Source organism: Leptospira neocaledonica, assembly GCF_002812205.1.
GTDB classification, from domain to species: Bacteria; Spirochaetota; Leptospiria; order Leptospirales; family Leptospiraceae; genus Leptospira_B; species Leptospira_B neocaledonica.
Map to the genome: position 1 here is coordinate 1 of NZ_NPEA01000003.1, position 23,958 is coordinate 23,958.

The following is a 23,958-nucleotide window of genomic DNA, read 5'->3' on the forward strand; positions in this document are numbered from 1 at the left end:
AATTTGGATCCGTTTAGCTATTACTTTCCTAAGTTGAGACATATTTAGAGTCCGATTTCAGCGATTCTGCAATGGAACTCCAAAGTTTCAAAAACAGTAAAGTACATTTTGTACTTTTTTTTCATTTTAACGTATAAAATATACTTTGTGAAATAGTATCCCTTTCTAAGGTGCTCATATATTAGAAAGAAATACTTTACGGAATCTGAATTCACATTCCGGTGCTATCTACATTAATGCATATTTTTGGGAATAGCTGTATATTTTGTAATTCATTCATAAAATTTACGAGAACCCTTGCCGGTTCTGAATCAATTTCATTGGTTGAATCGAAAATGATAGATAGTTAGGAGAAATCATTTGTCCCTCATGCCTTCTATAGTGCTTCTTTGCTCAGCGGTATTTTTTTATATTAAATCCGATAGAAGAAGGTTGTCTTTAGCCTTCACTTCGATTGCTTCTTTAATGGCCTTATGGTCAATACTATTATTTTTCTTAGAATCTGAACTAAATTTCGGAATTAAATTAGCAATAGCGAATCTAGTGCCAATCCCTCCCCTTTTCATTCCATATTTAGTAAATTATATTATTAGAAACTATTCTAACCCAAATAACCTAACTCCTGTTCCGCGCCTTTTTGCAACGGCCCATACTATCGTAATTATCCTATTTTCGAGCTTTTTTATATTGGGGATAGGATCCCCTTTCTTATTCAATGGATCGTCCTTTTATTTTCACGGAGGATTAATTTATAATCTTTCTGTATTTTACATTTATACGGCGCTTGCATGGGGGATGGGCAGGATTGTTTATAATATGTTCCAAGGAAGCTATTTTGAAAAACTTCATTCAATCTATCTTTTTACGGGAATCCTATTTTCCTGCCTCTTCTCAGTCGGTTTTCTTTTATTTAGCCCTTCCGAAGAATTGATCCATAATTCCATTTTGGCCATTGGATTGATCTTCTTCTTATGGTTTAGCTGGATACCTGTTACAAAATATAGATTATTTAACGTAGATATAGAGGACTTCGGAAAAAATCTCAGAAGTCCTAGGATTTCGTCCATTGTAATTACGATCAATCGGTATCTATTGAATAAAATTGATCCGATTGGATATAAAGAAATCTGCGACAGATACGAAAAACTAAAAGCCGAGGAGCTCAAGAATATTCAGATGTCTGGCATTCAGCGTCTTTTATTGGGTAAAATTTCGCCGATTAAATACTTGGCGGAGACTTCGGAGAAGATAACCAAACTATTTTTCAATTAGATCCGCAAAAGAAAGCTTTAATGTTTTAGTTCCTTAATTTCCTCGATTTTTATTCTTAAACAAAAAAGTACTTTTTATACGTTTTTTACTTGATTACGTATATTTTATACATTCTATTAAACCGGTATTAAGCCTGAAAGAATTAAAAAAGTTTAATAATACAGTAAGAAAACTCTTAAAAGCGAACAAGGTAGTTGAGAAAAATTAAATGGTTACCCGAATGGAAAATAGTCCCTTGTCAGAAATCATAGATATTTCGTCGGATCCAAAACATATACACGATCAGGATCCTATAATTGATCCCGAGAAGGAGCCAGAGGAGGAAAAATTCTACAAAAAACAAGAGGAATCCAAAGAGAGGATCTTTCGTTCCGCTCTTAAATTATTTGCAGAAAGAGGATTTTTCGAAACAAGGATCCCTGAAATTTCCGCTCATGCAAAAGTAGGAGTCGGTACAATGTACCGTCACTTTAGAAATAAAGACCACCTATTCAATGAGGCGTTTCGAATCTCAGTCCGCGAGTTCTCTGAGTTTTTAGATAATTCTATCTCTAAGAATTTATCTTCGAAAGAACAGTTTTTTGATTTTTGGAAAGGGCTCGGACTATTCTCACAAGGCAAATTCGACCAGTTAATCATGATAGAAAGAAATCTATCTTCTTACATACTAGATGAAGAAAGCACAAAAAGTGCAGCGGGCTTGAAACAAAAAATTTCAGAATATTTTGCACCTGCTCAGAATGATATAAATCTAAGCCTACTTTATCCCTCTCTCATTCTAGGCTCTTTCATTGGAATCTTACGTTTTCATCGGATCCAGGAAAATCATATAGAACCTTCTCTTTTGGAACAATCTGCCGAAATGTTATGGGATGGATTTTCTAAGATTCGTCAGTCTCCAACCTCTAAAAAGAAAGAAAAACAGACAAAAAAACCCTGAAATGTGGGGATGGAGCTAGTTTTTTTGTCGGAGGCTTCTCCCTGATAAGATAGATATATAGGTGTTAAAAACTTATTTACCAGACGGAAATAGATGGGAGGATAAATTCGTCCTTTTGTTATAAACCTCTGGTCAAGTTAGCAATATGCGGGCTCACTTTTTATTATTTTTACTCGGATTCGGAATGTTATGTAAACCTATAGAAGTACATAACCCGGCCATCCCATTTTCGGATGCTTGGTGGGAAACCACCTTTGTTCGTTGTATCTTAGGAGAATTGGACGTATGCCTTCCAGGGCCCGCAATCAGTGGTAGCCTCACTACAAAATTTGTAAGTAATAATCCAGGAGCAATTTCTTCCTCTGATCTGACTTGGAAATCGGATACTGCCGGACCGTATGATGTTCGGATCGATGCTGACTCCTGTACAAGTGGCGCAAGCTTAATTACAGGAACTGCCATTGCAAATACAGACAATCTAGCTACGATCGCTGCAAACATTCTTCCTTTGGGGGCAAGTTATATTCGAGTTTGTGTTACTGATCCGGAAGAAGATCAAACTGGGTCAGGAATTTTCAAGATTGTTCGAGATGATACTTATCCGACTGTGAGCACAAATCCTACTGGGGGTGCATATACTTCTTCTCAAAATGTTTCGATTCTTTGTTCGGATACTGGAGGCGCAGGTTGTGATAAGATAGCATACGTTACCGATACTTCAACTCCTGATATAGACGGTGCGACCGGGACAGTGAATACAGGAACACAATATTCTTCTGCCATCAATGTTCCTGCAAACAGTACTACATCTTTCAAATATCTAGCAAGAGATAAGGCAGGGAATGTATCCGCCGTTTCTACTTCTGATATCACCGTAGATACAGTAACTCCTACCATTTCAGCAACCAATCCAAGTGATGGTACAACTGGAGTCGCTCTTTCTCCAGGATCAATTAGTCTGAGTTTTGCAGAGCCAATGAACACAGGTCTCACGATGAGCATGACTACTGAAATTTATGATGGAACTTCATGGGTCACGATTCCAAATAACAATACGATATTCGATTGGCAGGATTCTCAAACCTTAGTCATTACTGTTAGCTGGACCTATTTTCCGGAAGAATCACAGATCCGTTGGACCATTCCCTCCAGTTCTTTGCAAGACGAAGCGGGAAATGCAGTCAGTCATCAATCAACTTTTACTACTACGACTGGAGCCACTGTTACGGGATCTCAAGTCTATTCCGGTCCAACTACTCATGGAACTTATACTTTGGATGTTACAACTACGGATACTTCTACTGGACTTGTTTGGAAAACTTGTTGGGAAGGAAGAAGCGGACCTGGTTGTGCCTCAGGCTCTGCAACGAATATGTCTTGGGGATCTGCGTTAGACGGATGTGCCTACCTGAACACCATACATGGACCAGGAATAGGTTATGCGGATCGGGAAAACTGGAGACTTCCTAGAGCGGAGGAATTATATTCTCTGGTAGAAGGAGGCGCGGATCCTTTTATCAACACCACTGCTTTCCCAAATCCGGTATCTCCGGCAACATGGACCGCATCCAAAGGAATTACAGGCTCTCCAATGGATCAGTTTGCTAGAACAGTGGTGTTCATGTACGGAATCCTGAACCAATTCGATAAAAGTCTATTCTATGCAGTACATTGTGTAAGCGACTGATCTCAGTTAGCTACTAAACTAGGGTGATATCCTTCTGGGGTTTCGTATCCCATAATATCTAAGATCGTAGCAGCTACATTTGCAAGTCCAGGTTCTTGTAGATCTGTTCTTAATTTAATCTTATGTTCAGGATCCAAAACGCTAAAAGGAACAGGATTTAAGGTATGAGAAGTTTTAGGAACAGGTTTACCTTCCTTATCCATCTGCACATTCCCTTTTTTGTCCAATTGGTACATCTCGTCCGCATTCCCATGGTCCGCACTTACTAATAAAACTACATTATTTTTTTTGCATGCTTCTGCAAGACGACCCATACATCCGTCCAGAAATTCCATAGCCTTGACGGTTGCCTGATAATTTCCCGTATGGCCTACCATGTCTCCGTTCGGAAAATTGATCCTATAGAAATCAGAATGTTTCTCGGCTAAAACTTTTTCGAGTTCCGCAGTGATGGCTTGCGCTTTCATTTCAGGTGTTTGGTCGAATGGAATTACGTCGGAAGGAATTTCCTTATATTCTTCACTTTTGGAATCAAATTTACCGGAACGATTTCCATTCCAGAAAAATGTCACATGCCCGTATTTCTGTGTTTCGGATAACGCATATTGGTTAATCCCGGACTTGGCCATATATTCTCCCAAAGTTCGATCGATCGCAGGTGGAGTAACTAAAAAACGTTCGGGCAATTGTAAATCCCCGTCGTATTGCATCATTCCTGCGTAACACACTTCTGGAAAATTCCCTCTATCGAATTTATCGAAATGTTTCTGAGTAAAAGCCTGGGAAATTTCGATCGCTCTATCTCCTCTGAAATTTGTGAATACTACTGAATCTCCGCTGAGAATTTTTCCGACCGGCTTTCCGGATTCTTCTACTACGAAACTAGGAAGATATTGATCGATTACTGCCGGGTCTTCTTTTCTAAAAGTTTCGATCGCGGTTTTTGCATCAGAAAAAGTTCTACCTTCTCCATGGACATGGATCTTCCAGCCTCTTTCTACCATGGCCCAATCCGCTTCGTAACGGTCCATGGTGATAGTCATTCTTCCTCCGCCTGATGCAATCTTTACGTCGGCTCCTTTGGATCTAAATGTGGTCAGCCATTCTTCGAAAGGGATCAAATATTCTAGCGCTGATTTTTCAGGCACGTCCCTTCCGTCTAGAAGAATATGCAATCGGATCCTTGGGACCTTCTCCTGGATCGCCGCTTGTATCAAAGACTTTGTATGATCGATATGTGCATGAACATTTCCGTCGGAAAACAAACCGATTAAATGGAGTGTGGAATTTTTTGTTTTAGTATTTTCTACAATTTCTTTCCAAGCTTTTCCTTCGAATAACAGTCCTTTGGCGATAGAATTGTTGACCAGCTTAGCACCCTGATCGAAAATACGCCCGCATCCTAATACATTATGACCTACTTCGGAATTTCCCATATCCTCATCGGAAGGCATACCTACTGCAGTCCCGTGCGCTTTCAAAAGTATAGTGGGAGATTCTTTCCAAAGTTTATTGAGGAAAGGAAGGTTGGCGCCAGCGATTGCATTCCCGAATTCGGGTCCTTTTGGAGTATAACCTACGCCATCTAAAATTACGAATAATAGCTTTTTGGGAGAGAAGGGAGTCTTTTTCTTCAGTTGCATTCTATTCCAGGAAAGCTCTTCCCCATGCTTCGTCAAGAGGATTCATGTAGGGACTTCGGCATACACCCTTCGGTTTATGCAGGTTTTATCGAAAAAGAAGGAAGATTTAGGTTTTTCGGTGGAAGCGTTTAGAATGCATTATATGATGGTTTTGAACATCCGCAGGGATACTCATATCCTTATGCGGATACTTCTCCGCAAACTATATGCTAAATTTTTAATATTTAATTATTTATAAACAAAGATGAACGCAAAAGGTCCCAAACCCTTAGATCCGCATACAGGCAATGTAGCCGTTCCTAACTTCTTAAAAGTTAAGAAGTTAAACGAAGTAGTGAGTTATTATATGAACGACAAGATAACTCACTCTGTCTACAAAGCGATTCAGGCAGCGACATCTTTCAAGAATGTAAAAAAAAGGCAATTATTCGAACCTCACCATAAAGTTCCCGAAGTAGGAGAATTAGGTCCTAAGGATATAGATCTTCACTTAAAACGACTTTTGGAAGATGGAACAGTTTCTCAACTTGCTTATCTGATCAGCGATAGTGCAGACAAACAACCGGAAGCACTTCCATGTTACGCTACTTTTCCGGAATCGGAGTCCCTGGATTTGAGTAGGATTTATCTAGAACTTCTGGATTATTCCGTTTCTTCTCTCTTAAGTTATCTAGATCGAAAACCGGAAACAGGTAAGACCTTACTTTGGGAAAATTTGGAATCGGATCTAGAATGGGGAGCCAGAAAAGAAGCACCGTTCCCCCAGCTATTTTTATACTTAAGACAAGCATTCCATAATGAACATTTCAGGATCCCGGCCAATCCAGAGTTCATTAAGGATTTCTTATTTGAATTGGAGGACGATCTTCATAAAAAAGGAAGAGTCATCGACGTACCCGGATACGGACTATTCGGAATTAGAAGTTCAAAAGAAGCAGTTCAGATCATGGAATATTTGGATGATTTTATTCAATCTAAAGGAACAAAACAGTTACGTCATGTTCTCATGGAAGAATTTCAGAAGATCGCTATGGAAGAAAAATTATATTATTCTAATACTTCCAATCCTGAGACCACAAAATTTAAAACAGAAAGAGCGGAGGCATTTGCAAGAGCACTTTCCGGCAGTCCTAGCCCGGGAACCCCTGGGATGCTGAGTGTGGTTTTAGTCCGCAGTCTTTCGGAACTTGCAGAAAAAGAACTTCATAAACAATCGGCAGAAAGAGATCGAAACAGATTCCATGATATTAAAAAGAACCTTCTCTCCGAATCAGGTTCTTGGGAAAAGAAGGTTCTTTTAGTTCCCGATAAAGAATTCAAATCTTATCCGGAAGAATTAAAGAGAATGTTGATAGACGATTTGGAAATCGGTTATTCCACCTGGGAAACTAAAACCACTACTATTCACGCATTCTTTCATAAAAATGCAAACAGTGTCAGACAGATCATTTTGAGCTTGGGTGCGGCCACAAACGTAGAAACTTGGAAAATCCTATGTATCAGACAACTTGTGGAATCCAATGAGCCTCAGATCAAATCGATATTCCGAGAACCGGATTTGGTTAGAGCCTATGGAAAAGTATTAAGAAAAGGTTATTTAGATTATTTCCCGTGGTATTATACCATTCTCGATCTTTTAGGAATAGGAAGGATATTCCAAGATGTATTCTTTTCCCAGGCTAAAGAAAAGATCAAAGGTCAACAAAACCAACTAAAGGTTCGCAATCACGAGGCTTCCAAAAGAGAAGAGCAGGCAAAAATCCAGGAAAAGATCAAAGAAGAAGAGAAAATCCGCTCTGCAGAACAAAGATCTAAAATTTCTTCTGCAATGGATGAATTTTATTTTAAGCGAAGCGTTCCACCTACTGCCTCCGAAATCCAAGGAAATATAGGCGAATTCTCGGCTGATCTATATTATCAAATTTTGGACCGAGAAAAATTCGTTTTTATTCCTTGGGAAAAAGGAAAAGAAAGAATGGACCAGATCCTTTGTTACCCCTCAAACGAATCCTTTAGAAATAAGGCCAGAGAATTACATAGAATACTATCCGAAAGAATGGAAGTCTTACAAAACAAGGTTCGAACTGCAGAGGAAGAAGATTCCAGAACTAGAATCGCAAAAGTAATTAAACATGTGGATGATTGGTTTGCCTCTCATAAGTCTTCTTCGGATAAAACGACCCCTCAAAAAGGAAAAGTGGACTCTGACGATCCATATGAATCTTTCCGAAAAGAAATTGATAAAGTAAGAAAAGTGGATAAGTCTTAAAGAATACTTTCCAACTGGCAAACGCCGTTCACCTCCTATACACTAAAAATTGGGACTTGAGAAAGTCTCTTCGATAAATTTTTTCCGAAAAAGTGAGCAAAAACTCGCAAATTGATTTGTGATCTCTAAAAAGAAATCATCAGACCTGGAACTATGAATTCGAATCCAAAGTTTTTTTTCAGATTTATCTCGATCGTATCGTTATTCTCCGTATTCTCTTTTTGCAATCAAGCAAACCCGATCAATTTGGACGGCAGCAGCAGTGCTGCCGGCGTTCTTTTGAATGTTGTTTTACCAAATATTATTGGAGCAGAGGTAGTTCCGGAAAGCCTTCCGCAACTTTCTTCTAACGTTATGTATGATGCAGGTAATACCTATATAGACCTGACATTTTTGGAGCAAAACGCTGTAGACGAAAATTTTACGATGCAGATCGAAAGTTATACAACTGCGTCTTCGCCTAGCTTTGTAGGTTACAATACATTCACTCTTCCTGCGAATACAGGTACCCAGTCCATCGGTTTTGCATTAAACGCTGATGACGATAATTGTTTGGATCGTGCAGGTGATAAATTCAGTTTCAGAATTACGAAAGATTCCACGGGAGATACTTTCGTATATGATGTAAACGTAAAGGACGGAGATTATTGTATTTTTGAATCTTCTGCCAAAACTCTAGCTCAACTAGGCGGGCTCGGAGCAATGGACAATCATTGCAAAAATTTGGCTAGCGGAAAAGGTCTACCCAGAAACTCCTCTCATTATAAAGCGATGGTAGGTGCTCTTTCTAGTACCTACGGAGATAGAAATCCAGGAGAAACCTTATCTTCTACTTCCTTCTTCCGAAACAATAAAAGGTATGTTCGTAAAAAAGGGGATGGAACTTGGGTAAAAGTTTTTTCCATCACCGGAATTTGGCCCCCAAGTTCGGATTTTGATAATCCATTGATTGATTCTGGACAATATTGGACAGGAATGCATTCGGGCTGGGGAAGAATGGACAGTAATACCTGCCTAAATGGTTCGGAAAGCTGGACAGATGCTAGCGGTTCATCAAGTGGAAACTTAGGTAGTTCTAGTATAACTACCGGAGATGCGGCCTATACGACCCTATCTAGTTGCGATTCTCCAATGGCCCTGCCGTTTATTTGCGTTTATTCTCCTGACTAAACCAAAAAATCGTTCAATTTTTTTCCAGCCCGGCTGTTTTCATACTTTATGGGGTATTTTCCTCTAAGAGATCGGGTGGGTGCGAATATGAAAGGATCTAAATCATTAAGGACAGCTTTCATTCTATTATGTCTTACTTTATGGTTTTCCAAGTGTAATAACGCGGAATCCACCCCTCTGGATGGAAGTAAGCCCAGTTTAGCAGGTGCGATCACTATAGATCCTTCTATTTTCTGGGATATATTCACTACACTTCCTCCTTATCCAATTGACCCACTTTTAAATGAGGGGGAAACCACTCTCAGTGTAGATGAAAACGATGCTGCTGACATTATGTTCGCAGTGCAGAACCCTCCGTCCGACGGGAGCACCATCCAATATAGATTTTATACAAACGCAAATATCACCTTCGTCACAGATTATAATCCAGACCAAGGCGGTTATCAAGATTATCTTACCTTAGATTTTGGTCCGGATCCTCAAAATGCAAATTTTGATTACAAGAATGGATTTCAGATCAATTCCCAAGAGGATGATAACTGTATTAATAATTATTACGATCTGGTCGCAGTACACGTTGCCTCCGGAATTTCCCAAACCTTTAAAGTAAAAGTAAACGATTCTGATAAATGTATCTTCGTAGCTACGAATAACGGAGCCGGTTATGCAGGAAACTTTGCTAAAAAGGCAATTGATAATGCAATATTCGCAGGCCCACTCGAAGTTGCTGACGATATCTGTAATTCAAATGTTCCGGACGGTGTTAACAAAGATGTGGCTTATAGAGCAATGCTTGCGATAAGTTACAGTCCGAGCGGAAATTACAGAGACCCTTCCGTTAATTGGGTTTTCAGCACGTTCAAAAGATATTTTAGCCAGGGCGGTAAGAAGTTAGCATATAGTTTCACTTCCGGAAATACGATCGGATTTGCGAATGCAGCTCAGTGGACAAATTCTCTTGGAACTTCGGGTAAAATTTGGACAGGCTTCAGTTCGATAGATTGGACTACGGATACTCCTGTGCTTACCCAATGTGCATCGTTACAAATAACTGGAGCTCCTTATTCTTCTTGGTATTCTTCCACTGCTACAGGAACCCAAGGAGTTCTTACTGCAGTGAATGGAAACTCTATTGCAGAGATGACGAATACGGATCCCGCTATAGTAATTCAAAATTTATGTTCTCAAAAACGTAATATCGTTTGCGTAGGACAATAATTGTTACATCTGTAGCAATCCGTTTGACCAAAACTTTTTACGTTCTTTCGAAAAAAGTTTATCAATATCTTTCTTTATAGTATATATTTGGGCCTTGTTTCCTTGAGCGGAATCTAAGAGGCCCAAATGTATTACGCTCATTCTCTACCTTTTCTTTTTCTGATCGTATCATTCGCTTCTATTCACTGTAACAAGGCGGATAGTATAGATTTTGATAGTAGTAAGAGCCCAGTCACAGGGGCAATCATGATCGATCCTACTCTACTTATCGGAATAGGAACTCCTGCTGTACCATTACAACTTGTGGATTTTCCTGGCGCTGCGGCTCCGAATACAGTGCCGGAACGTTCTGCGACTTCTAATACAGTGACATTGGAGTTGGTTACTCCATTAAATCCTGATGCAGCAGAAACAATCACATTCACATTTAGCACGAATCATCCTGGTTCTATCGAAATCAGAAGTATTGCAGGAAGTAACGATAATACTTATACTTTTGATCCTTCTCTCCAGGCGTACCAGGCAACAATCTCTCTCTATTTGGATGATGCAGATTGTATAGAACAGAAATATTCTATCATAGCAATCGATTCTATTACCAATGTTCCACAACTGATTTCATTTGATACAAAGGATTCGGATAAATGTGCGTTCGTGGCGACTAACGATGCAAAAGGTTGGCAGGGGAATTTTGCATTGGACGGTAAGCTAAACGATGATGCTAGAGGTTTTGCTGATGCTGCTTGTAATTCTTCTTCCAGTAAGCCCGGTAATTTTCCGAGCACTATGACTTATAAGGCTCTATTGAGTGTGACCGGTCCGAGTAACGGGGCCAAAACGAGAGGCATACAGTACAATGATTGGCCTTTTGCCGCAAGTACCAATTATTATTTCGGAGCTCAGAATAAGAAGCTATTCACTACCGATTCTGGCAGAACATACAACTTTAATCCTGAACTTTCTCAAGCACTCGGCAGCAGTCTGATTTGGACAGGTTTGTTGAGCACTTGGTCAGATGCGACTTCCAAAATACTAAGCGAATGTGCCGGGACCAACCAAGCAGGTGGCTTAGTTTCCTGGTCTACCAATTCGGTCTCGATTTCAGGGATCGTCGGAAATTTGGCATCTACAGATTCTAATCTAATCTCTAAACAGACAACACTCGGGCTACCTGATTACAATCTATGTAATAAGTTTAGATACTTCCTTTGTATAGGACAGTAGCCTTTTTCTGAAACGAATAAAGCCAATCTGACAGAATCTAAAGGGGTATCTCAATTAGAGATCTTCCATTTTCGAACGAACCTGCGATTTACATTGTATCTCAATACATTTTAGTAAAAAAATTATTCCCTGTAAAAAAAGGAATCAAAGTGCTTAACACCGATTGTTGCCTTTGTTATGGGGAAAACTATCCGAATTTTCCCTGCTTCGCATGGAGAACTAAAATGAAAAGATTCCAGAATTCAAACAAAACCTTAAATGTATTTAGCCTATTCATTCATGGATGTTTTCTATTCTCATTTTTATTGTTACAAGCTTGTAATAATGCAAAGGCAATCAGTATAGATGCTAGTTCTTCTGCAATTGGGGCCTTACTTTCGGACGGTAATTTTGGTATATTCGGCAATTTTGGAGATCCTGGCGGAACCTCTCCTGCCGCTACTTCTGCGGTTAACATTTCTCTCAGCGGTTATGTAAATGTGACCTCTAATGATCTAAATCTTACTTTATCGGATTCAACCGATAGCACAACCCAAACCCTAACATTAACTGCAGATGGTTCTTATGCATTCTCCACAGAACTTACTGATGGTGATTCTTATTCGATCTCATTAGGCACTTATACCCAAGGACAGACCTGTAGTATCAGCACAAATGCAAGTGGAACCGCAGGTACGACCGGAACAGCTACGATAGTCTGCGAAAGACAATTAGCGATCGCGGCAGGATGGAAATCAAATAGTGGAACTCCAGCCTTAAGACTATTTGGAGTAGATCATTCCGGACCTTATTCGATAACTAAAAACTTTGCCGTCACCGTGGGTGGAGCACCGAGTTCTGTAGATCCAGAATTGGTCTGGAATGGAACCAATTATTTACTTGTTTGGAAGTCAGCCGACACCACGATCAAAGGACAATATTACGATATAAGTCTTACTGCGGTAGGGTCAACATTTACAATCTATACTGGAGCCGGTGTAACGATTGGAAAAGTTTCTGCCGCTTATAATCCGAGCGGAGAATTCGCAGTAGTATGGACAGAAACAGCTTCTATAAGAGCTGCAAAATACCAGAGGATTAATGCATCTACGGGGGCTTTGGTCGGAACCGCGACTACGATCGTCTCCTCCACTAGTACGAGTTATTCTAATGCGGATGTTGTTTGGAACGGTAGCAGTTATACTACAGCATTCCGTCAAAAAACAAGTTCGGATGCTTACTCATTGACAGCCTTTAGTTTTTCGACTGGATCGGCTACTTCCGTAAAAACTTATACTGCCACAAACGGCACAGATTCGCTTGTTTTAGATTATCCGTCCTTGCTAATGCAAGGTACCAATACTTGGCTATTCTATAGCCAGACAAACACGGATGGATCCGGAAACGTAAACTCTTCTACTTTAAAAAGTTCTAAAAACTTCCAAACTACTCCCGCAACAATGATCACAGAAACAAATCCTTATGGCTGTGACCCAGTAAATAGCAGTGGAGATCAATATATGATCCCTTCCGTTGCGATTGCAAATAGTACAACTCTATTGCTTTCCTATGACTCGTTCTGTGCGGATATGGGAGTGTATAATGAAGTGTCAGATCTTCCGGTTACAATCGCTTCCGGCACTGGCATTGCAGGAAGTGTGACAAATTATTCTTATTCACAAATAACCACAGGAAGCACCATGGGCTCTTCGATTACTTGCAGAACTACAACTTGTTTTATGAGTGTAGGAGATGAATACGCAGATTTCATTTATCTGTTCGACCCGGATTTTACTGGAGGGGATAATGCAACCAAAAATGTTTACTCAGACAGTTCCGGGGGTATTGAATCCCCTGTAACAGTAATCCAATAAATAAACATACATCCTAAAAGACGAAAAACTCGGGCCACCCATAAAGTGATCCGAGTTTTTTTATATAGATAGAAGCAAACCTTCTAAATCGAAATAATATTTTTCCAATCTTTAATATCGGATCTCGTATTTAAGTTCTCCATTCCAACCCAAACCATTGCCACCAACTGTCATAGGCTGGTAAGAAGGAGCAAAGCTGAATTTAAAACCGGCGCTGGGCCCTTCTGCAACTCCTTGCTCCGCTTTTACCCCTAAATAATAGGAGTAGAAGAGCTGTAATCCGTAAGCAATCCCGAATAAATATTGGTAATTATTGGATTCTTCTGCAAGGCCTTGGTAATGGTTGAATGCTCCCTTATTCACCAAGAAGGCTCCGATCAAACGTTGGCCGGTATTTGCAGGCAATGAGAGGACAGGATCGTTCAATGCGTATATGAAATAATTTCTTGCATTCTCCTCATAAGCACTTTTCGCAGATCCAAAATCGTTCTGGGCCTTAACTGCTAGATAAGCTGCCCCCAAAACTGCTACAAAGGTCGCTGAAGCTCTGTATTTTTTGTCTGCCTTCCAAATCCCCCAACCTGGAACAACTGCAGATCTAAGTGAATAATCCCAGCGAGGCTTTTGATACCATCTCTGGACCACTTCTTCCTCGATTTTTTTAGGTTCCTCTTTAGGTTTAACAATAGGATCCTTTTTCACTTCTGGCTTAGGCGTATCTTTTAAGTTCAATTCCGCAATCTCGGTCTTTGGAATGGTTAGAACCTTTCCATCCACTTCGATCTGGACTTCCGTTCGGGTTTGGTTTACTACCTTCCCCTGGAGTACCTTTCCGTTTTTTAAGGTTAGACTAGAACCAAAAAGGGAATGGGTAACAGTTAGTAAACAAATTGCAAAAAGCCAACGATAAGGCATGTTATCTTAAATCCCTTTGGTTTAGGACTACAGACACTAAAATTGTCTGGCTATAACCGTTTTAAAACTGATTGCTTTCTACAAGAAAAAACCGAATTTACTTGAAAAAAGACCAATAGAAAAAAATTTCTATTCTACCGTGTCTGAAACCTTGTTTTTCGAAAAACTATACAATAAAAATAAGGATCACTTGTTTTCATTTATTCGGCGCTCCGTCCAAGATGAATCCACAGCCTTGGACCTATTACAAGACACTTTTTTGAACTTCTTTAAACATTATTCCGGCAAGGAATTACCGGATGAGCAAGTCTCTAGGATGATCTTATTTAGGATCTCTAGAAACCTAATGATCAATCATGGAAAGTCCTATTATCAAAAGAACGTTGCTCTCGTTGGAGAGGAAACTTCTTCTTTATTCAGCTCCAAAGGACAAGGTCCTGAAAGTCAGGTCCTGGACGAAATGGAAGCCCAAAACCTTGGAAAGATTGTAGGCGAATTATTAAACACCCTACCGGAAGAACAAAAGACTGCTATAGAGCTACGTTATTCCCAAGGTTGCAAATTGGAAGAGATAGCCTCCGTATTGGACTTATCCGTATCCGGGGTTTCCAGACTGCTGGAAAGAGCTGAAAAGCAGCTTTTACAAGAAGGAAAGAAGAGAGGCATTCAACCTTCTTCTTTCTTAAAATCCTAGGATTTTCGCAAATTTATGTATTTCGAACAAGTGATTCATTTCGTCAAAAAAGCCATCCGCACTCAAAAAAATGAGCAAGGTACCTGCCTTCAGTTTGTTGATCCAACTGAGCGGGCAGGACAATGTGAAGCGGCCCGGAACTAAAGGATACGGTAAAGAGGATGGAAAGAATGAACCCTGAATTCCAAACATTCGCAGAGCTCCTCAAAAAGTCTCTACCGAATTCTAAGGCACCGGACTTTGATCCAAACTGGATCGGCATGTCCCCTCGCTTCTCTGTGGAGGCAAATATCATGCAATCTCCTACTAAGGACAATGTAGTTCAACTCGGCTCCAAAAATAAAGTATGGTTCTTAGCTGCGGCAGCAATCTTATTCGTAGGAATTGGAGCCGGAACTTATTTCACTATTTTCAAGAAAGAAGCCGCACCTGTAGTCGAAGGCACCCTGCTTAAAGCAGCAGTCGTATTCGTTAAAGGCGACGCGAAGAATATAAAAGAAGCTCCTGTCGCATTACATTTAGGTGATATACTTAGCGAAGGCGACAAGATCGTAACAGGCAAGGGTGGGTCTATCGATATCGGTCTGACCGATTCCAGTGTGATCCGTTTGAAAGAAAATTCTGAGCTAGTTCTCAAAAGTTTAAGACAAACAGATGCTTCTCAAATCAGAATTTCCTTAATGTCAGGTAAAATTCTGAATTTAGTCGAGAAGGAAAAGAAAAACGCAAACTATTTCGTAGATACTCCTACTGTGGTGGCTGCGGTTCGAGGAACTTCTTTTGAGGTGAACGCTTCCGATAAAGAATCTTCGGTCTTCGTTGTCGAAGGTGCGGTCGAAGTAACACCTTTGATCCATGATAAGACAGAAAGAGCTTTGATCACTGGCGGATTGATCATAGTCACGGATGAAAAAGTTCTCGTGATTGAAGATCAAAAACGTGCTAAAGAAGAAGGCCCTGAATACGGCGACATGCGCAAGAACTTGAGCGGCCTGGACAAAGAAGTTTTAGCAACTACTCAAAACTTAAAGACTGCTAAAACCGAGCAAGAGCTGGAAGAACTTTATGATAAGAGTATCGAACATATCATAATGAAAGATGGCCGCGAGATAAGAGGTGTTGTGGTTTCTCAAAAGAAAGGCAAACTGATCGTTCAAACTCTGAAAGGATCTTATATCCTGGACGAGAACTCGGTTGAGAAGATTATCTATTAATAAAAATCAATAGATACTTTCTAAAATTAAAAACCCGGGAAATTATAGTCCCGGGTTTTTTTATACCTACATGTTAACATGCGAGCTTTAAAAACTCGTCCTTAGAGATTGATTCTTATACGGACCATTCTCCTAATTTTTTATCAAAAGAAAAAGAGCCTGCTCCTCTGAACAAAAGAGAAAGTGCTGCGGACACTGCCAAAATATGGTACTCGAAACCTTCTCCGCCTTTGTCCCCAAACCAATTCATAAAAAAGCCGTAATCTCTATGAGTAAAACCTGCGACGGTCAATATGATTGCAAGTCCCAAGGCCCAGAATCTGGTCAAAAATCCGAATACAAAGCAGATCGTCCCAATGAATTCAAAACTAATCACCAGAACTCCCAAAACATAAGGAGCGCCCAGTGTCTCTGTAAAATAATCCATTGCAGCATAAAATCCCGAGCCTTCGAACCAGCCCAATGCCTTTTGGGCTCCATGAGGAAAGATACAGATAGCAAGGCCTAATCTTAGGAATAGAGGCCCTAAACCTTCTTTCGTTTGAAATAAATTATATAACATGCCGAATCTGCATCCTAGTTAACTTAAATCCGGACATATTTCCATTCTAATTTATCTTCCCTGCCGACAAGGGGCAAGCTCCAGAGCCAAAATAGGTTGTCGAAAGGGGTATTTCCGTAAATTTTGGCAATACGAACGCATCGGAAGGTACCTATGTCTGAAGAGACAGCCGAAAAGAAGAACAAAAAAATCAACAAGATGAGCGCCGGGGAGCTTGACCAAGCTCTGAAAGACGCAGTCGAGAAGATGAACGGGGAAACGAGCAAGTACGTACAACATCTTAAAGCGAGAAAAGAAGAACTCGCGAATAAGAAGTAAGCACTACTTTAAAAACCCTCAATAACCTCCGCGGACTCGTGCGGGGGTTCCTCAGAATTTCCTTGGACCATGCTACAATTCATCGATATCAAGCACCGGTTCGGTAGCTCCACACTTTTCGAAAACTTCTCCTGGCATATCAAGCCAGGCTCTAAGATTGCTTTGGTAGGACCTAACGGTTCCGGCAAATCCACTCTATTCAAAATGGCCACTGGAGAACTGAATCCCGAAGAAGGGATAGTTAGCCGCTCCAAACATACCGAGATCTCTTTATTCCAACAGATCCCTGATTTCAATTTCGAAGCAAGGGTGATCGATACTGCACTTTCTAAACATAAACATTATAACGAATATATAAAACGTTCCGAGGACATTCATGCAAGAATGGATCGCACGGATCATGATTCTCCTGAGTTTGAGGCTTTATTAGAAGAACAAAGCCAATTGGAAGAATACGCATTTACCTATGGCGTTCATGAATTAGAAGCCCAGGCAAAAAAAATCATTGGTGGTTTAGGGTTTTCTAATGATCAAATGGAGAAGAAGGTAAAAGAATTTTCTCCCGGTTACCAACATAGATTGGGGCTTGCGATTGCAATTTTGAATCCGGGAAACCTTCTTCTTTTGGATGAACCTACCAACCATTTGGATCACGCCTCTAAGGCATGGCTCGCGGAATATTTAGTGGATACGAATCGTTCTTTTGTTCTGGTTACTCATGATCCAGAATTCCTGAACGCAACTACCGATACGATCGCAGAATTAAATCCTTCCGGTGTTCTGGAATTTAAAGGAACTTTGGAAGATTACTTCGAACATAAAAACGAACTTTTAGATAAGTTAAGGCTTCAATTCAAAAAAGAAGAAGCTTATTTAAAGAAAAGGACCGAGTGGATAGAACGTTTCCGTTCTAAGGCCACAAAGGCAAAAGCAGTCCAAAGTGTTATTAAAAAATTGGAAAAAAGGGAGAAGGTAGACGAACCCGAAGATTCTTTCTGGAATTCCAAAACTGAATACAGATTCAATTACACTCCTTGCGGAAATCTTTCCTTCCGGATCGAAAACGCATCCTTTGCTTACGAAAAAACGGGGAAGAATATTTTTTCCAATGCTGAACTCCATGTTTCTAATGGAGACAAGATCGCGATCATAGGGCCGAATGGCGCGGGTAAATCCACATTCTTAAGAAATATATTAGGAATTCATAAATTAACCGAGGGCTCGGTCACTTTCGGACCCAAGACAAAAATAGGCTACTTCTCCCAGAACCATCATGAGCACCTGGACCCGGAAAAAAATCTTTTAGAAACAGTCCTTTCCGTTTATCCAGACCTTCCGGATGTGGAAGCAAGAAAACTATTAGGCTATTTTTCTTTCAGCGACGACAGAGTTTTCAAAAAAGTGGGACTTCTTTCCGGAGGAGAACAGAGCAGACTGAGATTGGCTCTTTTGGTAAGATTCTCCTCTAATACTTTATTTTTGGACGAGCCCACCAACCACTTAGACTTAGTGGTAAGAGATAATTTGAAACGGGCACTCCAAGAATATCCCGGAGCGGTTTTAGTTATCTCTCACGATCCTGATTTTTTAAAGGATCTATGCACCAGGACTGTTTCCGTTTCGAACGGAAAAGTAAAAGATCTGAATACCAGCTTTTCCGATTATTTAAAATTCCCTCCGGAAGAATTAGAAGCCGAAGGCGGCTTTACGGTCAAGACCCCGACTGAAAATGCAGGGATCGAAAACAAGACCAGATCCCAAAAGAATGCAGATAAAAATCGGGTGAAAAAAATCCAAAAAGAAATAGAACAAATCGAAGCTAAGATCGCTCTATTAGAAAAGAATAAATCGAACTCCGAGGAACTTCTCGCAGATCCTGAGTTTTATAAAAAGCGCAGTTATCAAATGGAATTAGACAATTATAACGAGACCAAAAAAGAAATCTCTCGCTTAACCGAAACCTGGGAAAAACTGCAAATCGAAATGGAAGAACTTTCCTCCGTAGTATAATGATCATAAAGGAGACTAAATGAATCCGAAAGAATTAAAAAACAGATTAGATGCCAGAAAATCAGGAAGTGATGATTTTTACCTTCTGGATGTACGTAACCCGAACGAACAAGAGATCTCCACAATCGAAGGAACAGATCTTTTGATACCGGTTGCAGAACTACCTACAAGGATCGGAGAATTGGATTCTTGGAAATCTTCCGGAAAAGAAATTATAGTATATTGCCGTTCCGGAGCAAGATCCGCGAATGCCTGCGGAGTTTTAAAATCCACAGGTTTTTCCAAAGTATTTAACTTAGAAGGCGGTATCCTATTGTATTCGGACGAAGTAGACCCTTCTCTAGCTAAATATTAAGAATTCATCATCTACTTTGATAAAAATTTAGAGATAGCCGGAAGAACTATTTCCGGCTTTTCTATATGAGGCAGATGTCCTGCATCCTTTACCAAAACGAATTCGGCTTTCAATAGTTCTTTCACATATACTCCTTTTTCCAAAGGAGTAGTACGATCCTGATCTCCCCAAAAAACCAAAACAGGTTTTTGAGTTAAGGCCAAATTTTCGAATTCAGGCTTTGGCTCGAAAGAAATAATATTTCGGATAGTAGAAAGGATAGCTCTTCCGAAACCTTTAAAACTCAGTTGGGTTTCGTATTTTTCCACCCAACCGCTCGGAACCTTGGAAGGATCCACAAAATCTGTAGAGATACCTTTGGGTAAAGAAGGAATATAAACAACAGAATTTAAATATTCCCCGATCAAAGGAATAGTCAGAGGAAATGTATTCGTTTTTGAAGTAAATGGATCTACTAAGACTACTTTTTTCGTTCTATCCGGATGTTTGGAAACATAATGAGCGACTATAGGCCCCCCCATAGAAAGTCCCATTATATCAAAAGATCCGCTTATATGCAAAAAATTTAATAAATCATCAATCTGAGTAGTAAACAAGTCCAGATTATAAACTGTATCCGGTCTGTCAGAATATCCTCTTCCATAAAGATCAAATCGCAAAACTCGGAAACCCGCATCCGTAAGTGATTTTTGAACAGGGTCCCAGATAAAATAGGGAGTGGAAAAACCGTGAACTAAAACTACAAGATTTCCTTTTTCAGGTCCAGACAATTCATAATGAGTCCAACCTAAGGGAAGTTCCGCAAATTGCCCGGAGGCTTTGGAGCGAATCGACTCGTTTAATTCGATTGTTTCTCTCGAGCGAACAAACGGCAAAGCGGTAAGTGCGATCAGTACAAGTACCGCTAAAGCGAGGAGAAGTTTCTTTCTCATTCTTTGTCTAAAAGTATTTTACGGAAAAATAAAAAGCCTTCGTCCAGAGGATCGCCGATTCCTCTTTTTTTCAACATTCCAGTCATGTCCAAAACTATGATCCCGTACATCCAAGAATACATTGTTCTCGCGAGAGAAGGATAATCTTCTTCTTTGATCTTGAACTCTCCCGATCTAACGCCCGCTCGGATGGTTTCCAAAAATACGCGGTAACTGGTCGGAAGTTTCGGGAATGCTTTTCTATGCATATGGCCATGAACAGTATTGAACATTACCTTATGCAGCTCTTGGTTATTCCCAGAAAAATCATAATAAGCCCTTGCGATCAGGGTTAATTTTTCATAAGAATTTTTTCCGTTCAGTCTGGAAGCTCTCAGAGTTTCGGTTAACTGAGCTTCTCCCTGGGAAATGATAATTTTGATGATATCCTGTTGGCTCTTGAAGTGAGAATAAGGGCTCGCGACACTACAATCCAACTTTTCGGCGATCCTTCTCATGGAAAGCCCGTCAATTCCCTCTTCGTTCAGTATATCCAAAGCCGCCTGGACGATGGATTCTTTATTTAAACTATTTCTAGTGCGCCTTCTTGGACGCGGAGCAGCTACTGCAGTCATATTTTTTGCCTTCGGGACACTCGAAAGCCGAGAACGGCTCGAGTATCGTCCCCATTGTCCAGTTATCCCAAAAATGGGCAGGATGTTCAAGAGTTTCCTTTTCAAATTTGGGGATTTTCCTAGTATAGGATACAAAAAAGATAGAAACGGACCCCTAGAATGAAAGCAACCGCCTCTTCCAAGGTCAAACCAAAGACCAAAGCCGCAAAAACTACACAACAATCCCCTAAAAAAGCCACAATCAGCAAGACCAGACCCCAATCCCCTAAGAGACATTTTCCGGCTCCTTGGTCATTAACAGGAGAAGGATTCCTGTTCCCGTTGTTTGGTAGGAAGTCCTACAATTCGGAAATGGCATTTTTGGATGAAGAAGATCGTAAGTCCTTCAAAGGAGGACTCGGCTCTTTGATGTTAGTGAATTACGAAAGATCCGATGTTGGACCTTATTACGAACTTTTGTACATTCCTGGAAATTTCGAACACAAGGATACAAATTACAAAAGGATCACCCGCATTTTTGTATCCAGCCAAACTTCCGTCGAAGAAGGAATTCGTAACTGGGCCATCCCGAAAGAAAGAGCTGATTTCATTTGGAAAAAAGAAGGCCGAGTAACTAAGATAGAAGTTTCCAGAGATGGAAAAACTTTTTTCAAAATTAAAATCCGAACATTAGGTTTTAATTTTCCTGTAAGCACTTCTATTCTCCCTTATGTTCTTTTGCAAAAAGCGGAAGACGGATCCAAACTAAGCACTGCATTTATAGGCACAGGTAAAGGAAAATTCGCAAGGATAGAATCCGTTTGGTCGGATGAAACTATCTTTCCCGACTTTATCAAAGGTGGAGGCATAAAAACAGGAATAGGAGCTTCTCCTTTCCATCTCACCTTCCCTGTCGCAGAAAATGTTGAATAAGCTGAATATTCGAATTTAATAAAATACTTTTATAAAGATCCGATAGGAGTCCTGTTATGAAGATATTCCGTTTAACGATTATTCTTCCGTTCTTATTTTTACTCTTTTCCGAGCCTACATTCTCCGGAACAGCAAAACCTCAGATTAAAGATTTTAATTTCGAGGCTGGAATGTCAAAAGTAGATATCACAGGACCTCCAACAGGGATCATGTTCTGGGGTTATGCGCAAGAAGGGCAAAAAGGAGAAGGTATACATCTCCGGCAATTCGCAAGAGCCTTAGTAATCAAAGATCCAAAAACCGGAAAAGTATTGGCCTATGTGACAGCCGAATTAGGCGGAGTCCCTCACGAGGTGCAAAGAGACATCGTAGCTAGATTGAAGAAGGAAGTGGATCCTAATTTTAATTTCGCGAATGTGCTCTTAAACGCTTCTCATACTCATAGCGCTCCTGCTGGATTCTTCCATTATATTCAAAATTCCATATATACCACTAAATTCTTTCCCGAATATTATTCTGTGATCGTAAACGGGATCTTTCAGGCGATCAAGGATGCTTATTCCAAAAAAGAAGCTGCCCAACTGTTGATCGGAAGTGCAACCGTAGAAGGCGCAGGAGTGAATCGTTCCTTAGTGGCATACCAAGCAAACCCTAAGGAAGAAAGAGACAGATACAATTCAGATACAGACAAAACAATGATCCAACTCTCGGTGAATACCAGAAGAGGTGTGATCGGGATCGTAAACTGGTATGGAGTGCATACCACGAATATGACCTTCGACAATCATTTGGTATCTACGGACAATAAAGGATATGCTTCTTATCTTTCCGAATCGGAAGCCGTTAAAAGAGGACAAAAAGATTTTATCGCGATCTTTGCACAGGCTAATGAAGGAGATGTGACTCCTAACCTGAATCTGAACAATACAGGTCCTGGAAAAGATATGTTTGAGAGCACAAAGATCATTGGAGAAAGACAATATCTTGCGAGTTCTAAAATCCTGAACGATGAAAATCCCAGAGCCTTACCTTCGGGGCTCAACTATGCACAATCCTTTATAGATATGCCAAACTCGATCGTTCGTAAGGAATTTTCAGAAACAGGAAAAGACGAGAGAACCTGTCTCTCCGCTTATGGATATGCTCTAGCAGCAGGTTCTACGGAAGAAGGTGGAGGACATTGGCTTTTCCATGAAGGGATGAAGGATGAAGATAGAAAATTCTATATTGATTGGCTAGCTGCAAGATTACTGCAAGCTCCAAGCGATGAGTTGAGAGTTTGCCAAAAACCTAAAGCAATCCTATTTCCGATGGGAGAAACAAAACCGGATCCTTCTCTTTCTCAAATTCTACCCTTAGGACTCGCTACCATCGGAGATTTTGCTTTAATTATTTCACCTAACGAAGTTACTACGATGTCCAGCAGAAGAATGAAAGAAACAGTCAAAAAAGTTTTGGGATCGAAAATCAAAGAGATCGCACTTTCCGGGCTGACCAACGATTTTGCCGGTTATATCACTACTAAAGAAGAATATTCTACACAACAATACGAAGGCGGTCATACTCTTCATGGACCGTTTAGTTTAGATCTTTTTAGACAAGAATACCACAGACTTGCAAATGATCTTTTACAAAACAAAGTAAGTAACCAAGGACCTTTTCCTAAGGATCTGAGTGCTTCGGTTGTAGGAACAGATATCCCTCATAGAGAAAAGATCTCTTCTTTCGAGCCCAAAGTAAAAACGCCGAATGAAAGTATTACAAAGATCGGAGAACTCGTTTCCTGCGAAGTAAGTTCCGTAAATCCAAACATTTCTTATCCAAAACAAAAATCCTATTTTAATGTGGAAAAGAAAGAAGGAGACAAATGGATCACTACTTATACTGACTCCGACTGGGCTACTAAATTCTATTATAAAAAATCCTTCTTACCTTTGTTCGACGATCAGATCCGGCTAGTTTGGGAGACGGATAAGAATGATACTCCTGGAGTATATAGGCTGAAACATTCTTCCTTCTATATTAACAAGGAAGGAAAAGAAGTCCCATTCTCCGTTGATTGCCCCGAATTCGAATTAAAATAGTATGACTCGAAAACGACGTAAAATGGAATGGTAGTACACCGTATTGATCTGCAGTTAATGACTGCGTAATGT

The 23,958-nt window shown here is 40.2% G+C and carries 20 protein-coding genes; 15 read left to right on the plus strand and 5 right to left on the minus strand.

The genetic code is table 11. The annotated features are described in order from the left end of the window. Window positions 1–816: 816 nt before the first annotated feature. From CH365_RS20095 to CH365_RS04835, 3 genes are all read left to right on the plus strand, one after another. The gene (locus tag CH365_RS20095) at window positions 817–1,272 is read left to right on the plus strand and encodes a hypothetical protein (protein WP_244282990.1); all 456 of its coding nucleotides are present in this window, start codon (window positions 817–819) and stop codon (window positions 1,270–1,272) included. Between the two features lie 235 nt (window positions 1,273–1,507). Continuing rightward, window positions 1,508–2,212, plus strand: a complete 705-nt coding sequence (locus tag CH365_RS04830) for a TetR/AcrR family transcriptional regulator (protein WP_244282992.1) — start codon at window positions 1,508–1,510, stop codon at window positions 2,210–2,212. A gap of 184 nt (window positions 2,213–2,396) precedes the next feature. Continuing rightward, complete coding sequence (locus CH365_RS04835) at window positions 2,397–3,899, plus strand: Lcl domain-containing protein (RefSeq protein WP_244282994.1); 1,503 nt, start codon at window positions 2,397–2,399, stop codon at window positions 3,897–3,899. 2 nt (window positions 3,900–3,901) lie between these two features. Here CH365_RS04835 and gpmI read toward each other — a convergent pair whose 3' ends face one another. After that, a complete protein-coding gene (gpmI, locus tag CH365_RS04840; protein ID WP_100767490.1) occupies window positions 3,902–5,542 on the minus strand; it encodes a 2,3-bisphosphoglycerate-independent phosphoglycerate mutase in 1,641 nt (546 codons plus the stop codon). Window positions 5,543–5,786: 244 nt separating this feature from the next. Here gpmI and CH365_RS04845 point away from each other — a divergent pair, with 244 nt between their 5' ends. The 5 genes from CH365_RS04845 to CH365_RS04865 all read left to right on the plus strand — a co-directional run bounded on the left by CH365_RS04845 (window position 5,787) and on the right by CH365_RS04865 (window position 13,276). After that, window positions 5,787–7,811, plus strand: coding sequence for a hypothetical protein (locus tag CH365_RS04845; protein ID WP_100767491.1), 2,025 nt, complete (start codon window positions 5,787–5,789; stop codon window positions 7,809–7,811). Between the two features lie 153 nt (window positions 7,812–7,964). Next, complete coding sequence (locus tag CH365_RS04850; protein WP_100767492.1) at window positions 7,965–8,981, plus strand: DUF1554 domain-containing protein; 1,017 nt, start codon at window positions 7,965–7,967, stop codon at window positions 8,979–8,981. Window positions 8,982–9,029: 48 nt separating this feature from the next. After that, window positions 9,030–10,199, plus strand: coding sequence for a DUF1554 domain-containing protein (locus CH365_RS04855; protein ID WP_244282995.1), 1,170 nt, complete (start codon window positions 9,030–9,032; stop codon window positions 10,197–10,199). A gap of 126 nt (window positions 10,200–10,325) precedes the next feature. Continuing rightward, window positions 10,326–11,423 (plus strand): DUF1554 domain-containing protein, encoded by a 1,098-nt coding sequence (locus CH365_RS04860; protein ID WP_100767494.1) that lies wholly within the window; start codon window positions 10,326–10,328, stop codon window positions 11,421–11,423. A 224-nt stretch (window positions 11,424–11,647) separates the two neighbouring features. Next, the gene (locus CH365_RS04865) at window positions 11,648–13,276 is read left to right on the plus strand and encodes a hypothetical protein (protein ID WP_100767495.1); all 1,629 of its coding nucleotides are present in this window, start codon (window positions 11,648–11,650) and stop codon (window positions 13,274–13,276) included. A gap of 111 nt (window positions 13,277–13,387) precedes the next feature. On the opposite strand, the gene CH365_RS04870 is transcribed toward CH365_RS04865, so the two are convergent. Then, on the minus strand, window positions 13,388–14,191 hold the full coding sequence (locus tag CH365_RS04870) for an LA_0442/LA_0875 N-terminal domain-containing protein (RefSeq protein ID WP_100767496.1): 804 nt from the start codon (window positions 14,189–14,191) through the stop codon (window positions 13,388–13,390). 139 nt (window positions 14,192–14,330) lie between these two features. Between CH365_RS04870 and CH365_RS04875 the strand changes: the two genes are divergently transcribed. Both CH365_RS04875 and CH365_RS04880 read left to right on the plus strand, forming a co-directional pair. Beyond that, window positions 14,331–14,885: an RNA polymerase sigma factor gene (locus CH365_RS04875; protein ID WP_425268535.1), complete on the plus strand. Its 555-nt coding sequence runs from the start codon at window positions 14,331–14,333 to the stop codon at window positions 14,883–14,885. Between the two features lie 161 nt (window positions 14,886–15,046). Beyond that, window positions 15,047–16,099 carry a FecR family protein gene (locus tag CH365_RS04880; RefSeq protein ID WP_100767497.1) on the plus strand — a complete coding sequence of 351 codons (1,053 nt, stop codon included), beginning with the start codon at window positions 15,047–15,049 and terminating at the stop codon, window positions 16,097–16,099. Window positions 16,100–16,214: 115 nt separating this feature from the next. On the opposite strand, the gene CH365_RS04885 is transcribed toward CH365_RS04880, so the two are convergent. Then, entirely contained in the window at window positions 16,215–16,661 is a 447-nt protein-coding gene (locus CH365_RS04885; protein ID WP_100767498.1) for a DoxX family protein, read from the minus strand. A gap of 153 nt (window positions 16,662–16,814) precedes the next feature. Between CH365_RS04885 and CH365_RS19955 the strand changes: the two genes are divergently transcribed. From CH365_RS19955 to CH365_RS04895, 3 genes are all read left to right on the plus strand, one after another. Further along, window positions 16,815–16,979, plus strand: a complete 165-nt coding sequence (locus CH365_RS19955; protein ID WP_165780203.1) for a hypothetical protein — start codon at window positions 16,815–16,817, stop codon at window positions 16,977–16,979. A gap of 69 nt (window positions 16,980–17,048) precedes the next feature. Further along, the gene (gene abc-f, locus CH365_RS04890) at window positions 17,049–18,989 is read left to right on the plus strand and encodes a ribosomal protection-like ABC-F family protein (protein ID WP_100767499.1); all 1,941 of its coding nucleotides are present in this window, start codon (window positions 17,049–17,051) and stop codon (window positions 18,987–18,989) included. A gap of 19 nt (window positions 18,990–19,008) precedes the next feature. Further along, window positions 19,009–19,344: a rhodanese-like domain-containing protein gene (locus CH365_RS04895; RefSeq protein ID WP_100767500.1), complete on the plus strand. Its 336-nt coding sequence runs from the start codon at window positions 19,009–19,011 to the stop codon at window positions 19,342–19,344. Window positions 19,345–19,355: 11 nt separating this feature from the next. Here CH365_RS04895 and CH365_RS04900 read toward each other — a convergent pair whose 3' ends face one another. Beyond that, complete coding sequence (locus CH365_RS04900) at window positions 19,356–20,276, minus strand: alpha/beta fold hydrolase (RefSeq protein WP_100767501.1); 921 nt, start codon at window positions 20,274–20,276, stop codon at window positions 19,356–19,358. Next, window positions 20,273–20,890: a TetR/AcrR family transcriptional regulator gene (locus CH365_RS04905; RefSeq protein WP_020769708.1), complete on the minus strand. Its 618-nt coding sequence runs from the start codon at window positions 20,888–20,890 to the stop codon at window positions 20,273–20,275. The genes CH365_RS04900 and CH365_RS04905 overlap by 4 nt, the downstream gene beginning before the upstream one ends. A 159-nt stretch (window positions 20,891–21,049) precedes the next feature. Here CH365_RS04905 and CH365_RS04910 point away from each other — a divergent pair, with 159 nt between their 5' ends. Both CH365_RS04910 and CH365_RS04915 read left to right on the plus strand, forming a co-directional pair. Then, window positions 21,050–21,802 carry an acetoacetate decarboxylase family protein gene (locus CH365_RS04910; protein WP_100767502.1) on the plus strand — a complete coding sequence of 251 codons (753 nt, stop codon included), beginning with the start codon at window positions 21,050–21,052 and terminating at the stop codon, window positions 21,800–21,802. A gap of 56 nt (window positions 21,803–21,858) precedes the next feature. Beyond that, window positions 21,859–23,886: a neutral/alkaline non-lysosomal ceramidase N-terminal domain-containing protein gene (locus CH365_RS04915; protein ID WP_100767503.1), complete on the plus strand. Its 2,028-nt coding sequence runs from the start codon at window positions 21,859–21,861 to the stop codon at window positions 23,884–23,886. Window positions 23,887–23,958 lie beyond the last annotated feature (72 nt).